Origin of the sequence: Bacteroides sp. CACC 737 (assembly GCF_013874375.1) — a bacterium.
Taxonomy (GTDB): domain Bacteria; phylum Bacteroidota; class Bacteroidia; order Bacteroidales; family Bacteroidaceae; genus Bacteroides; species Bacteroides uniformis.
Map to the genome: position 1 here is coordinate 3,288,862 of NZ_CP059408.1, position 15,614 is coordinate 3,304,475.

The window sequence follows — 15,614 nt, forward strand, 5'->3', positions numbered from 1 at the left end:
GAAGTAAAACTATAAAACATGTTTTTTAGCCAGCCGATACGCTTCCCCGACCACTTCCTTCGGATAACCGCACATCTCGATAATCCGGATGGCATTACGTTCCGTCGCCGGTCCCGGTTTCAGCTTATAATCAAAAGACAAGGTATTGTCGGCAACACATTCACAAAAATGAAACGATTCATATTCGTTCTCAAGTAAGGAAGCCAGTTCAACGTCGTGAGTGGAAGCAAACACGATACTGTTCTTGTGTGCCAAAGCAGATAGCACAGCTTTGGCTATAGCTATCCGTTCCACCGTGTTCGTCCCTTTGAACAACTCATCCAGCAGGAAAAGCTGCCTACGTCCCTTTCCGACCTCCAGCATCTCTCGAACAATCTGTACCTCCTGCAGAAAGAAACTTTTTCCTTCCATCAGACTATCCTCCAGATGGATAGCAGAAAACAATGCGGTATCCATGGGAAAACGAAAACTGCGGGCGAAACAAGTATGGAACACTTGTGCGGAAAGCAGGTTAAGTCCGATAGCACGGATAAAGGTTGTCTTACCAGACATATTGGAGCCGGTAACAAGGACAGAACTGCCACAAAGCGTAATGTCATTGGGGATACAATGCTCTATAAGCGGATGATAAAGGCCCTCTGCATGAAGCGTTTCACCCTCGTCACAAGCTTCCGGAAGAGTATAATAGGGCAGCCCATCCCGAAGCTCGGAAACAGAGCAAAGCGCATCCACCAATCCAAAATAGCGGAAAACCTCTTCAATCTGTTCTTGCCTGCCCTGCAATAGAAAGAAAGCCTTGGAAACCGGAATAACCTCCCGCAGGAAAAACACATTCACCATCTCGATGAAGAAATAAGCAAGAATGGCGATGTCGCTCTCCAGCTTGATACTGAAACGGAAAGTGGAAAGTTGCTTTCGTAACGGACGCAGCGCCTGCAAAGTCTTTTGGATATCCCGATGCACCGATACACACAACGGAATCTGTGCCAGCCTCTCCGCTTGCCTGAGCAGCAGCCATAACTGAGGGATGGAAAAGAAATAGCCCTGAATCCGTGCCTTGCTGCGATAGTGCAATACCATGTTCACCAATACCGATATACACAATAACCCCAGAACGTAAAGCGAAGATGTAACATAAACCATCCCTGACAAAACAAAAGGCACGAACTGCAATATACTTAGCAAACGGTAAAAGCGGCGGGAATATATGGGATGGGAAATGGAAAACAACGATGCAATGGCGCAAGCATCCGGCGTATCCAGTTTCTGCAACTCCGACCGGATTTCTGCACGCAACTCCTTGTCGGCAGAGAGTTCGCGAATCACTTCCTCCTGTTCCGAAATCTCCGAAAGGCGGTTGTAATGCAACAAGTCGTAGAGGTACTGTCGGCCCACACAAGAAGAGGTACGGTCGGCCCATTCGAAAAAGTCATCCAGATTGAGGTCGTCCCAGGTTTTCTGTGACACCAAATGTTCTTTCTCCTTCACCGACCGGTACTCGTGGTATAGCGATATATCCGAAAATGACTGTCCCATCAAAGAATTATTTAGAATGATGCACAAAAATAATGAAAAGCTTGCATTCTATCTAATTTCCTTGCAGCTTTCCCTATATTGTGTTTACTTTGCAGATACAAACACTTTTCGTTACTTCAACATTTAAATTCTAACAAGATGAAGCACACCCTTTTCACATTGGCACTGGTCTTATTGGCTCTGCTGTCAGCATCATGCGGAGATAAGAAGAAAGTAGTATATCAGAACCCACTTCCCATGGCCTTCGGAGACCCGTTCCTCCTGAAAGCTTCCGACGGGAAATTCTATATGTACGGGACGGGGGGAGTACAGAACGGCTTCAAAGTATATTCCTCCGATGACCTGGTGACATGGAAAGATGAGGGTCCCGTCTATCAAGGCGGCACATCCGACTCATGGGCCACCGACTGTTTCTGGGCGCCCGAAGTGTATGAGCGCGACGGCAAATACTACTTATGGTTCAGCGCCAACTGGAAGGAAAACCCCACTCAGGAGCAAGAGAACTTCCGTATCGGCGTAGCCGTAGCCGATAAACCCACCGGGCCTTTCAAAGATTTGTCCGACCGCCCGGTATTCGACCCCGGCTATCCTATCATCGACGCAAACATACTCTTTGACGATGCATCCGGAAAGACCTACCTCTACTACTCCCGCTGCTGCTACAAACATGCCGTCGAGAGCGAAGTCTCAGCATGGGCCAAAACAAAGGGCTGGTTTGACGAGATTGAGGAGAGCTGGATTTACGGCGTGGAGCTGAAACCGGATTTCTCCGGTGTCATCGGAGAGCCGGTAGCATTGCTTTGCCCGCCCAAAACGATGGACGACCCTCAAGCGAAATGGGAGAACCGTTCGGTGACTACACATGAGGTCAACAGACGCTGGACAGAAGGTTCGTATATGGTGAAACACGGGAATCTCTATTACATGCTTTACTCTGCAAACTTCTTCGGAGGAAAGAATTATGCGGTGGGCTATGCAACCTCCCAAAGTCCTTTAGGCCCATTCACAAAGGCTGCCAACAATCCGGTGCTGCAAAAGAACACAGAGCAAGGCGGCATCGTGACCGGAACCGGGCATTGTATGCTCATCGACATTCACAATCGGCTCTACTGTGTCTACCATGGACGCACCGAAACCACCGGTGACGAACGAATGGTATTCATCGACCTCATAGACATCCAACCAGACGGGAAACTGGTAGTCCACGGACCGAATACGGATTTACAGAAAATCACATATTAAAGCTATCAGGCGCAGACTGTACAGCATTTCACGGTTCATTATTCCCCGTGGCTCTCCTATACATTCCGCGCCTGATGAAAATTAAAAAGGACATATCCATACACAACAATCCGCTCCATATTTGTTCCTGACTTCAATTCTATTTTCACCGGTATCCAATACAATGCCTTTCCATTCCAGTACATTTACGGAATCAGGTTTTGCAGTCCCATATGCTTTGCCATTGATATACAATTTGGCAGCTCCGCTATTGCTGAATACTTGCACATCAACGGTTTTGCGGGTTCTGTTTACCAATCGTTTTCCTGCGATATATACAAACTTATCTTCTTGATTCCAGTTTGCCTTATAAAAGTAAAAGGCATCTTTCTTTATTTTCCGGTCGTAAGTCACCAGCCCCTTATCGTTGCGTCCCATAATGGATCCCTCCCTACGGCCTGCCGCCGAAAAGTCGAACATGCACCAGATGAAGTTGCACCACAAGAATTCGCGTTCCTGAAGCTGTTTCCAATTCTCCACATGATAATAAGTCTGCCAGTTTTCGGGATGCCATTGCCCCCACGGTTCCGGATGCCTCAGCGAGTCCTCCTGCTGGAATACGCATGCCCCGGCACCATACTCGCTGATGCCCATCTTCCGCTCCGGATGTGCTGCATGCTCGCGGTCTATCCAGCGCCCCATGTCATCCATGTTGTCGCCATACCAGCCGAAATACTTGTTGAAAGCAATCAGGTCGGTGAATCCGTTGAAGTCGTCATCCTGATTACTGGCTCCCATAGTGGGACGGCTCGGGTCCAACTGACGGGCCAAAGCATGAAGCTCTGCCGCCATACGCGAAGGACGGTCCAGCCAACCGGAATTTATCTCATTGAACAGCCCCCAGAACAAAATGCAGGGGTGATTGTAGTTCTGTAAAATCAGTTCCTTCAATTGCAGGCGCAAGTTTTCATCATAAGCAGGATTATTCACATAAACATTGACAAAAGGAATCTCAGCCCATGCCACCAGCCCCCGCTTGTCCATCTGTTGATGCATGTATTTGGCTTGCGGATAGTGACAAAGACGCACGGCATTGCATCCCATTTCCTGCATCAAGTCCAAATCTTCATCATGGTCTTGCGGATAAAATGCCGAAGCGCGTTCTGCCCTATCCTGATGCCGGTTCACGCCATTCAAGCGATAAGGCTTTCCATTCAGGAAGAAACCTTTCTCCGCATCGGCATGAAAGTAGCGGAAACCTATCTCTTCTTCGCGGCGGTCTATCTCTTTTCCATCCTTACGCAATATCACCACTCCTTTATATAAATAGGGATTCTTCACTCCATCCCACAAATGAGGCCTTTCAAGCACTATGTCCATCATCACCTTTTTATCCTCACCCACCTCTGCACTGGCAACACGGCAAAGCAACTTTTCCTTGTCATATAGTCGAAACTCCACCTCGCAACCGGTCACAGTAGTTTCCCTTGCCGAAAGCAGTGCTTCAATTTTCAAATGGGCCTTTTTCTCCGATACATCGGACTGAGTGAAGAATACACCTGAAGAGGCATAATAAGCAGGTTCTATGCAGACATCCTCCGTCACCAGCAGTTCCACCCCCCGATACAACCCACCAAACATATTGAAGTCGCCGCAAATGGGAGCGACATCCATAGTCTGAGCATTGCTGACACGAATTTCCAATACACTTTCTGTTCCCGGGACCAGGAAATCAGTCAATTCTGCCACAAATGCCGTATAACCACCCTTATGTTGCATCACAAAATGATGGTCGATAAAAATGTCGGCAACCGTCTGTGCAGCCATCACTTTCAAGAAAAAACGTTTGCCCCGATAATGGGCAGGAACAGACAACTTACGACTGTAATTGCATAATCCCCTATAATAATCGGCATTGCCAAACATGCCATCGCCCGCATTCCAAGTGTGAGGCAAAGTAACCTTCACTATTTCCGAAGCAGGTGCCTGAAAACCCCGGTGGAAATTCCATCCTTCATTCAGTGGAATCACCTCTACGGCAAATACACATGTTGACAATATTCCCAAAGAGAATAAAAATAAAATGATGAATCTGTTCATTTTCGATAAAGTATTAGAAGGTTAATCATATTGGCAGGAACCAGTCCTTCCCTGCAAAGGTATGAAATAAATGTTGAATAATAAATGAGAAAAACACTTCAAGACACGCAAGACAACAAACGGATGGCATGTTTAAGACTTATACGACCGCGATGCAACATTACAGACCTATTAATGCAACATATTTACGTTTATTTAAATAAGATATTGCTATCTTTGAGAATTCAATTTCAGATTATATAGTATGTCTTTTACAAACTATTTACACAAATTAGTGTTCCCCCTCATTATTCTGTTACTGGCTTATCTGCCGTTAGCAGGACAAACTCCGTATGTATTTCGCCATCTGAAAGTAGAAAACGGGCTTTCAAACAATAACGTAAAAACCATATTGAAAGACTGTGAAGGCTTTTTATGGATAGGGACCGCCAATGGATTGAACCGATACGACGGATATAGCTTTAAAGTGTATCAACCCAAAGAAAAAGACATCCATTCTTTATTGTCTAACGACATCTGGAACTTACAGGAAGACGGTTTGGGCAATTTGTGGATTGGAAGCGAGGCAAGATATTGTATATACGACCGAGACAAAGACAACTTCATTACCGATATTCCCTCATACCTCCTTAAAATAGGCATCCAGATAAATGGTACCTACAAAGTACATGTTGACAAAAGACACAATTTATGGGTACTGCAAGGCCAAAATGCTTTTTACTTCAATTTTTCTCATAAAACCCTTAAAACATTCAAAATAGAAAACTTTCCAGAAGAAACTCCGGAACTGAGTATCAGCGATGATGGTGAAAACCTATATCTTCTTTGGAATTCGACCTTATTGAAACTAGAGAACAACGCAAAGAAATGTAAACGGGTAGATAACATCAGCTTACCCTCCAACTCTATTATCGAAAAGCACATATACACTGATTATCATGGAGGCATCTGGCTATATTCATATACCGATGAACAAATATTCTATAAGAAAAACATAAAATCGGAATGGAACCAAATCAATCTCCATTCCAAAATAGAGACAAAAAGTAATGCGGTAAGGAGCATACTGGATGACTCGAACGGACATGTCTGGATAGGAACGGACCATAAAGGAGTATTCATTTATGACTACGTAAATGATAACCTTGTCAACCTCCTGAATACCCCTATGTCTTCCACATCCCTTGCTTCCAACAGAATAAATACAATCTACCGTGATGATTCAGGCGTCATTTGGTTAGGAAATTTCAAAAAAGGAGTTTCTTATTATCACGAAAGCTTCCATGAATTTATTGATACCCAGCATAAAGAATGCGGTGATATAGCCTCCATTTTAGAGGATAAGGCCGGAAACATTTGGCTGGGAACAGATGGGAACGGACTTTATGTAAAAGAAAAGCAAAAAGGATTTGCCATTCGCAAACTATCCATCCCCGACATAGCCATCATCAGTCTTCTCGAAGACCATAAAGGACGGATTTGGGCAGGAAGTTATCAAGACGGATTGTTCTGCTATGAGAACAACAGTATTCGCCATTTTACTCCAGAGAACAGCCAACTGCCATACAGTGGCGTATGGAGTATGAAGGAAGACCGATATGGAAACTTATGGATAGGTTATGTACTGGAAACTTTGGTTTGTTTTAATCCGGACGCAAATACTGCGACAAGTTATCTACTACCTGATGGGAATAATATCAATGTACTCAATATCTGTTATGACTATGGAGACAAAATGTATATCGGGACTACATACGGACTCTGTGTAATGGACATCGTGACGAGAAAACCCGAAATGATTTATGCCAATCGAAAAGAGACACAGCCATTCAAGCAGCTCTTCATTTCCACTGTATTCAAGGACGACAGAGATATATTGTGGTTAGCCCATAAACAAGGATTGACTGCCTGGGACTTAAAAAATGATTCACTACACTGGTTCGACGTAAACAACGGATTGTGTGACAATCTCATTAACAGTATAACCCAAGACAATCATGGTAACATGTGGCTTGCAACAAGTAACGGATTGTCTATATTGGAAGTAACCCCAGACACCCAGGAAGGAGTAGACTTTTCTTTCAAGAATCTTTCTACCAGAGACGGATTGCCAGAAAATCATTTCAACTCCCATTCCGCTTGTAAATTGTCCAGCGGAGATTTACTGCTGGGAGGCACCAGTGGCTATACATCTATAAATCCGAACAAGCTGACCGAAAAGAGCCGACCGCTGGCAAAGGTGTATTTTACAAATCTGACCATTGGCAATCAACATATAGAAGTAGACTCAATATATGAAGGGCGTAAACTATTAACAACTGTACTTGGCAGAACCCCATCATTGTCTGTCAGATATGACGATTATTTAATCTCCATCGAATTTGCCGCAGGCGATTTGCTGAATGCTGATAAAATAAGATATGCCTATAAACTGGAAGGATTAAATACCCAATGGTACTATACAAACGAGAACAAAGTAGCTTTCACCACCCTTCCTCCTGGCAATTACAAACTATTGATTAAAGCTTGTAACAGTGACGGTATATGGAATGACGAAGCTAGTGAGTTGAATATAACCGTTTCATCTCCAATATATTTATGTAATGTTGCTATCATCTTATACATATTGTTTGCCATTGGTATAATATCCTATGTAATATACCGATTCAAAAAGCATCACAACATAAGACTGGAGCAACAACGAGCAAAACTGGAGCAAGAACAAAAGTTGCTCCTGAATGAGATGAAGCTAAAGTTCTTTACAAATATAAGCCATGATTTACGTACACCACTGACGCTTATCATTAGCCCGTTACAAATGTTATTGTCAGAAACCCTGGATGACGGAATACGCAAAAAACTAAATACAATCAATAAAAATGCACAACAATTACTTACATCGATAAACTCTCTGCTTGATTTCCGGAAACTGGATGTAGGAGCCGAGACAGCTCATTACAAATCGGGAGATATTGTCAACTTTATCCGCGAGATTTGCAGTACTTTTCAAGAGTATGCTCTTGACCATACCATCAGCTTCTGTTTCATGTGCGAAGTAGAAAACCTGAACATGTCCTTCGATCCGGTTAAAATAAAAAAAGTAATGAACAACTTGTTGTCCAATGCCTTCAAATACACTCCTGATAAAGGAGAAATCAATGTACATCTTTATCGCGAAGATGACAATGCATGCATCTGTGTGGCAGACAACGGACAAGGTATCATAGACAAAGACAAGAAACATATCTTCGAACGTTTTTATCAGGTGCAACAAACTTCGGAAAAAACCGGCAGTGGAATCGGCCTGCATATTGCAAACGAATATGTACATCTACACAAAGGAACAATCTCCGTTACGGACAATTTTCCTAAAGGTTCCGTATTTACCGTTAAATTGCCTATCGTCACATATGCCAGTGAAAAGGAGGAATTACTTCCGGAACTGCTAAACAATGACAAAGCTCCGAATGAACTTCCCGTTCCAAATGCGGAAGAATTGCAGTATACCATCTTGTTGGTGGACGACAACAAGGATTTCTGTAGTTTCATGTCTGAATACCTGTCCGATGAATACGCCATACAGGTTGCCTACAATGGAGCAGAGGCATTGAAGATATTAGAAAAAAACAGCGTCAATATTGTAATAAGCGACATCATGATGCCAGTGATGAATGGAACAGAGCTATGTCGGCAAATCAAAACAAACATGCAATGGTCCCACATTCCCGTTATATTGCTTACAGCCCGTATGGCAGAAGAATACAAAAGTGAAGGATTTGAGCAAGGAGCCGATGACTATATCGTAAAGCCTTTTGACTTCAAATTACTAAAGCTGCGCATCAGGAAATTTATTGAATGGACAGAAAAAAGCCATCGTAAATTCAGTCAGAAAATAGAAGTGACACCTAATGAAATAACAATCACTCCACTAGACGAACAATTTATTGAAAAAGCTATCAAAATAGTAGAAGAGCGCATGAGTGATTCCGACTTCTCTGTGGAAATGTTAGGAGCAGAATTGGGGTTGAGTCGTAGCCATCTCTACAAAAAGCTGATGTGTATCACCGGTAAAGGTCCGGCAGAATTCATCCGGATTATCCGTTTGAAGCGCAGTAAGCAACTTCTAAAAGAAAGCCAGAAACAAATTGCAGAAATTGCCTATGAGGTAGGATTCAGTTCTCCAAAAAGGTTCACTGTAAACTTCAAGAATGAATTTGGAATATCACCATCTGATTACATCCGCAGTCTAAAATGATAACTTGAAACATAAAGGTATGTTATTTGAGACATGATAGACCTATGCTATTATGATAACTTTCCATATTTGCAGTAGCTTTTGATAACAGTTATTTTTAAATCTTAAATTAAAGTATTATGAAGTTACACGCAAATGTATGCTCTCAATGGGAATGGACAAAATTGAGACAATTGCTTGTTATCGTGTTACTAGGTTTGGGTATTGTTTCCACGTATGGACAAACCAAAACAGTATCCGGTATCGTTAAATCAGAATCGGGCGGTGAGCCACTTGTAGGAGCCACCGTCAAAGTGAAAGAAACCAATACGGGCGGCATTACCGACATCGACGGCCGTTACACCATCCAGGCAAATCTGGGACAAACATTGATAGTCTCTTACATCGGCTACCGCACCAAAGAGGTGAAAGTAGAGCGCACCACCCGCATCGACATACTGCTGCAAGAAGACAATGAGATGTTGGACGAAGTAGTAGTAGTGGGATACGGTACGATGAAACGCAGTGACCTGACCGGTTCCGTAGTCAGCGTGACGGGTGACGAACTGAAAAAGTCCGTAGTCACCTCGCTCGACCAAGCTTTGCAAGGACGTGCCGCCGGTGTGCAGGTGACCCAGAATTCCGGAACTCCGGGTGGCGGTATCTCGGTCAGCATCCGTGGTATCAACTCCTTGAACGGCAACGAACCGCTCTACGTTATCGACGGTGTAGCCATCTCAGGCAACAACACCAGCAACAACAGCGTGCTCAGTTCCATCAACCCTGCAGACATCGTTTCCATGGAAGTATTGAAAGATGCATCGGCCACAGCCATCTATGGTAGCCGCGCCTCCAACGGTGTAGTACTCATCACCACCCGTCAGGGCGAAGAGGGCAAAACAAAGGTCTCCTACGAAGGTTACTATGCCTTGCAACAGCTTCCCAAGAAACTGGAAACACTGACACTCCCCGAATATGCCGTTTACCAGAACCTCCGCGCCGCCACCATCGGCTTCGGCGCACGCGAAGAGTTCAAAGACCCCTCACTCCTCAGCCGCGGTACCGACTGGCAGAATGAAATCTTCCGCACTGCCCCGATGCACAACCATCAGATAAACATCTCCGGAGGCTCGAAGAGCATGAAATACTCGCTATCAGGCGGCTACATGAAGCAAGACGGTATTGTATTCGGTTCGGACTTCGAGCGTTTCTCTTTCCGTGTCAACATGGACAACGACATCAACAAGTGGCTCACCACTGGCTTGCGTGCCTCCGTAGCCCGTACACAGCAGACCAACAACGTGGACGGTTCGGGTGCCATCTACAATGCCCTGAACCAGCTCCCCGAAGTGCCTGCCCGCAACCCAGACGGCAGTTTCGGTATGCAGACGGAGAACATGTATGGAACTTACTTCTCCAACCCCCTCTCCGACCTTATCCAAAACGAAAACTATAGTCGCAGCACACAAGTCTATGTCAACGCCTTTGCCGACATCAAGCTGTGGAAAGGACTCGTATTCCGTACGGAATATGCCGCCAACTTCAATTACAGCAACGACTATAAGTTTACCCCCTCCTACGACTACGAGCACTTCAAGCAGCAGTCGTCAGCAAGCCGTGGAGCCAGCAACGGAAGCAACTGGACATTGAAAACTTACTTTACTTATAATAATACCTTCGGCAAACACGGCCTCTCTGCCATGCTGGGACACGAAGCGCAAGAAAATAAGTACGAGTCGCTGAGCGGCAGTCGTACCAACTTCCTCTTCAACTCCGTACACGAACTGGATGCGGGCGATGCCACAACAGCAAAAGCCAACAGTTCCCGTGGTTCATCCGCCATCGAATCATACTTCGGCCGTCTGAACTACAACTACAACGACCGCTACTTGCTGACCGCTACGCTCCGTGCCGACGGTTCGTCTTCGTTTGCCAAAGAAAGTCGTTGGGGTTGGTTCCCTTCGGTAGCATTGGCTTGGAAAGTCAATAACGAAGCTTTCCTCAAAGATGTGGAAGCCATCAACTCACTGAAACTCCGCTTGGGTTGGGGTGTGGTAGGCAACCAATGGGCAGGTTCCTATGCCTATGGCGTCACCATGGCTTCGGCAGCCTCCATCTGGGGCACTGGTTTCTATGCAGGCAACTATCCTAATCGTGAACTGAAGTGGGAAGAAACAAACTCCTTCAATGTAGGACTCGACCTCGCCCTCTTCAACAACCGCATAGAGTTCATTGCCGATGCTTATTACAAGAAAACGGACAATCTGCTGATGCAAGCTTCTCTTCCTACCTACGTAAGCGGTCTGATTCGTGCACCATGGGTCAATGCCGGTGCTATGACCAATAAAGGTGTGGAATTTACCCTAAACACGCACAACATCCAGACACGTGATTTCACCTGGACCTCAGGACTCACCTTCTCCATCAACCGCAACGAAGTGACGAAACTCTACTCCGAATCATCCGCTATTTCGGGAATCAACGGTTCGGAAACACTGACCTACACCATGGTGGGCGAACCGGTCGGGCAGTTCTACGGCTATAAAGTAATCGGTATGTTCAAGGAAGAAGGAGATTTCTACAAGAAAGGTGCCGACGGCAACTTCCTGCTCGACGAAACGGGCAACCGCATCCAAGTAGCCATCCCGAAGGACCAGACCATCGGCAAATCGGGCATCTGGGTAGGTGACTACATCTATGAAGACCGCGACAACAACGGTGTAATTGATGAGAAAGACCGCACATTCCTCGGCAATCCGGCACCCAAATTCACGTTCGGCTTCAACAACTACCTTTCTTATAAGGGATTTGACCTCAACATCTTCCTGAACGGCTCGGTGGGCAACAAGGCCATCAACCTGATTCGCCGCACCTTCACCGACCCCATGCGTAACAGTAACCTGCTGAAAGAAGCTACCGGCATTGCCCTAATCGCCATGTACGACCCCGAAGTCGGCGACGAGGTACTTTCCAATGTTTACGTGGCCAACGCCGATGCAGCCAAAGTACAACGCATCACTACCAGTAGCGCCAACGACAACAACCGTATCTCCGACCGCTTTGTGGAAGACGCTTCCTATCTCCGCATAAAGAACATCTCGCTGGGATACACCTTCCCACAGAAATGGTTGCGCCATTTGCAGATAGACCATCTGCGCCTCTACGTCAACATCCAGAACCTCTGTACCATCACAGGCTACAAAGGCTACGATCCCGAAATAGGCGCTTTGAACTATAATGTATTGCTACGTGGTGTGGACGATGCGCGCTATCCTTCGCAACGTATCTATACATTTGGTCTTAACTTCAATTTCTAATGGGCCTAACAAATCATTTATCATTTAAAATCTCAATATAGTTATGAAACACAGATTTCTAACCCTTATATCATCGCTCCTTCTGCTCACAGCATGTAGCGACTCATTTCTGGAACGTGCTCCCGAAGGAAACTATGTAGATGTGACATACTACACTTCCGACAATGCACTCGAACAAGCCACTGCACCACTTTACAACCGTGCATGGTTCGACCTCAACTCCCGCGCTATCGTACCGCTGGGCAGTAACCGTGCCAACGACAACTTCAGTCGCTGGGGAGCTCCCGAGTTCACCAACTTCAAGGTAACAGCCTTAAGTGAAAACCTTGCCAACGCATGGACAGGTTTCTACTCGGTCATTACAATGGCCAATGCCGTTATCAGTGATGTGCAGACCAAATGTAGCAACAGCGTAAGCGAACGTGCCAAGCGTACAGCCATTGCCGAAGCCCGCCTGATGCGTGCTTGTGCCTACTTCTACATGGTCCGCCTCTGGGGACCGGTTATCATCATCGAAGACAACGACAAAGTGGTTGCCAATCCCATGCAACCACTCCACCGCGAAGAAGATGTACTGGAACTCGTTATTCGTGACCTCACTTATGCAACCGAAAATCTTCCTGAAGTGGCAACCGCCAAAGGACGTGCCAGCGCATGGGGTGCAAAAGGCATGCTTGCCAAAGTCTACCTCGCCCGCTCAGGCTGGAAAGGAGGCGCACGCGACAACGCTGACCTGGAGAAAGCCAAGGAACTGGCCGCCGACGTGATAAACAATAGCGGCATCAGCCTTTACGAAAACTATGAAGACCTCTTCAAGTATAAGCACAACAACAATCCCGAATCGCTCATTGCCATGCAGTGGGTGCCACTGGGTGATTGGGGCGTATGCAACACTCTACTTGCCGACCTCGCCGGCAACAGCGAGATGACCGGCGGTGTAAACGTATGGAGCAGCTATCAGGCAAGTATCGATATGCTCCAGCAATATGAGTTGGGCGACACTATCCGCCGCAATGCCACCTTCTGCACACCGGGTACATACTATTCATACATCTGCATTGCCGACGGAGGCTATACATACGATGGCAACACCTCTTGCATTAAAAAAGGTGTACCGGGCGGTCCGGACGACGACAACGACGGTTATGTCCAGTCCATGAACTCTCCTCTCAACACCTACATCCTACGCCTTGCCGATGTTTACCTGACCTATGCCGAAGCTTGTCTGGGCAACAGCGAAGAACTGACTGGAGGCCCCGGCCTGGAAGCATTGAACCAGGTACGCGACCGTGCACGTATCCCTCGCAAGGAACGCGTAACCTTCGAAGACATCATTCGCGAACGCCGCGTAGAGTTCTCGATGGAGTATTGTAACTGGTATGACATGGTATCGTGGTATCACTGGAAACCCGACTACATGCTGAATTACTTCCAGAACCAACACCGCGGCTATACAGTAGACCTCATCGTGAAGGACGAAGACGGTTACCTTCACTTCGGCAAGAAAGAAGGCGACACTTTCCTCGAAGGCATAGAAAATTGGCAGGAACCGGGCGAGAATATCGAAATCCACCACGGCAACATCCTGATGCCTTATCCGGAAAGCGATGTCATCCAGAATCCGCTACTGAACGAAGAACCGGTAGCATACGAATTCAGTGAATAAACCAAGTTATACATTCATTATCTCAAATAACGACTTTAATATGAAATATATACATTTTCCTTTTGTGTTGCTCACCATCCTATTGGCATGCAACCTTTTCACTGCCTGCAACGATGATGAGGGCGGTGGTGTTCCCGTAATCCACCACATCCGTCTTATCGATCCCGAGAAAGCTGACAGTACGTTTACCGATGTAAATCCGGGCACCATGATTGTAGTCATCGGAGAGAATCTGAACGATGTGAAGAAAGTATTTATCAACGAACAAGAAATTTCGTTCAACAGCAACTACGGAACTTCCACTAACCTGATACTTACCATTCCCAGCGAATTGCAACTGACAGGTGCCAATCCGGAACTGAAAGGCGAACTGCGTATCGAGACCTCGCACGGCATTGCCACGTACTCCATGCATGTGCTCTCGCCCGCACCCTACATCACCCGTGTAGCCACAACCTTCCCCGTGGAGGCGGGTACGCCTCTGCGCATCGTGGGCGGTAACTTCTACGAAATTCAGCGTGTCTATTTCACCACTGCCGTGGACGACATCACCGATGCACCTGTTTCAGTAGAAGTGACTGACTACACAGTTAATAGAGACTTCACCGAGATTTCATTCAATGCTCCCGCAGGCCTGATTGATGAAGGCAGCCTGGTAGTGGAGTGCTATACCGCATCCGCATTCACTCCCTTCCGTCGCACAGCCCTCCCGCCGAGTATCAGCAAGGTAAGCTCCATGATGCCTATCACGGGTACTACAGTTACCGTACTGGGACAGAATTTCATGGATATCGCCTCCATCACAATGGGTAACCGCTCGGTAGACCTCTCTACTGTAACCGTAAGCGAAGCCAATGATATGCTTACCTTCACCATGCCGCGTGCACCTCAAGGCACTTGCTCACTCGCCATCACCACCATGGGCGGCACTGCCGAAGTTCCGGGCTTTTATCCTTTGGAGAATGTTGTATTGAACTATGACAACATCGGTTGGTTCTCCTGGGGCGGACAAGCTGCACCCTTCACAGCCGACGGCACGGCAGCTCCTTTCTTCTCGGATGGTAAATGCTACAGCATATCAGGCGAACTTTCAGCATGGAACTACTGGTGGGGCCAATTGCAGAACGGTGCCGTATGGGGCATCGACGCAGCCTTCCTGCCTACTAATACACCGACTTCCGAACTGGCTTTGCAATTCGAATGTTTCGTAGCAGTAGAATATGGTGAAGGTCCTGTCTTCCGCATCTACCTAAAAGGGAATGAGGCTCACAACTACACGAACTATCGTCCGGTGAGTGATTTCACCGGGAAAACCGAAGTAGGTCAATGGATGCAGTGCAGCATTCCACTTTCCGAACTGGTAGACGAAGCCACTTGGAGCGAGTTCCAAAAACGTGACGGTGACGAGTTGGCACTCCAGATGACAAACCCTAGCGAAAATGGTCCGTACAACATCGAAATGTATTTTGATAATTTCCGAGTTGTCAAGATACAATAATTCAATAATTTGAATTAAAATCGGGCACGGGATTACACAAAG

General features: G+C 46.3%; 7 protein-coding genes. 5 read left to right on the forward strand and 2 right to left on the reverse strand.

Annotated elements, in window-relative coordinates:
* Positions 1–9 precede the first annotated feature (9 nt).
* On the reverse strand, positions 10–1,536 hold the full coding sequence (locus H1A11_RS13985; RefSeq protein ID WP_005830263.1) for a hypothetical protein: 1,527 nt from the start codon (positions 1,534–1,536) through the stop codon (positions 10–12).
* Positions 1,537–1,674: 138 nt separating this feature from the next.
* Here H1A11_RS13985 and H1A11_RS13990 point away from each other — a divergent pair, with 138 nt between their 5' ends.
* Positions 1,675–2,778, forward strand: coding sequence for a glycoside hydrolase family 43 protein (locus tag H1A11_RS13990; protein ID WP_044467387.1), 1,104 nt, complete (start codon positions 1,675–1,677; stop codon positions 2,776–2,778).
* A gap of 81 nt (positions 2,779–2,859) precedes the next feature.
* Here the strand turns inward: H1A11_RS13990 and H1A11_RS13995 are convergent, their stop codons facing one another.
* Positions 2,860–4,857: a glycoside hydrolase family 2 protein gene (locus tag H1A11_RS13995; RefSeq protein ID WP_005830268.1), complete on the reverse strand. Its 1,998-nt coding sequence runs from the start codon at positions 4,855–4,857 to the stop codon at positions 2,860–2,862.
* Positions 4,858–5,101: 244 nt separating this feature from the next.
* On the opposite strand from H1A11_RS13995, the gene H1A11_RS14000 reads away from it, so the two are divergent.
* The 4 genes from H1A11_RS14000 to H1A11_RS14015 all read left to right on the forward strand — a co-directional run bounded on the left by H1A11_RS14000 (position 5,102) and on the right by H1A11_RS14015 (position 15,572).
* Positions 5,102–9,112: a hybrid sensor histidine kinase/response regulator transcription factor gene (locus H1A11_RS14000; RefSeq protein ID WP_181757346.1), complete on the forward strand. Its 4,011-nt coding sequence runs from the start codon at positions 5,102–5,104 to the stop codon at positions 9,110–9,112.
* Positions 9,113–9,231: 119 nt separating this feature from the next.
* Entirely contained in the window at positions 9,232–12,408 is a 3,177-nt protein-coding gene (locus H1A11_RS14005; RefSeq protein ID WP_181757347.1) for a TonB-dependent receptor, read from the forward strand.
* A 43-nt stretch (positions 12,409–12,451) separates the two neighbouring features.
* Positions 12,452–14,074, forward strand: coding sequence for a RagB/SusD family nutrient uptake outer membrane protein (locus tag H1A11_RS14010; RefSeq protein ID WP_131225559.1), 1,623 nt, complete (start codon positions 12,452–12,454; stop codon positions 14,072–14,074).
* A gap of 40 nt (positions 14,075–14,114) precedes the next feature.
* On the forward strand, positions 14,115–15,572 hold the full coding sequence (locus tag H1A11_RS14015) for a glycan-binding surface protein (RefSeq protein WP_181757348.1): 1,458 nt from the start codon (positions 14,115–14,117) through the stop codon (positions 15,570–15,572).
* Positions 15,573–15,614: the final 42 nt, after the last annotated feature.

What these genes read in the sequence shown, in the direction of transcription:
- H1A11_RS13985 (WP_005830263.1), bottom strand. Translation starts at nt 1,536, where the DNA reads ATGGGACAGTCATTTTCGGATATATCGCTATACCACGAGTACCGGTCG.
- H1A11_RS13990 (WP_044467387.1), top strand. Translation starts at nt 1,675, where the DNA reads ATGAAGCACACCCTTTTCACATTGGCACTGGTCTTATTGGCTCTGCTG.
- H1A11_RS13995 (WP_005830268.1), bottom strand. Translation starts at nt 4,857, where the DNA reads ATGAACAGATTCATCATTTTATTTTTATTCTCTTTGGGAATATTGTCA.
- H1A11_RS14000 (WP_181757346.1), top strand. Translation starts at nt 5,102, where the DNA reads ATGTCTTTTACAAACTATTTACACAAATTAGTGTTCCCCCTCATTATT.
- H1A11_RS14005 (WP_181757347.1), top strand. Translation starts at nt 9,232, where the DNA reads ATGAAGTTACACGCAAATGTATGCTCTCAATGGGAATGGACAAAATTG.
- H1A11_RS14010 (WP_131225559.1), top strand. Translation starts at nt 12,452, where the DNA reads ATGAAACACAGATTTCTAACCCTTATATCATCGCTCCTTCTGCTCACA.
- H1A11_RS14015 (WP_181757348.1), top strand. Translation starts at nt 14,115, where the DNA reads ATGAAATATATACATTTTCCTTTTGTGTTGCTCACCATCCTATTGGCA.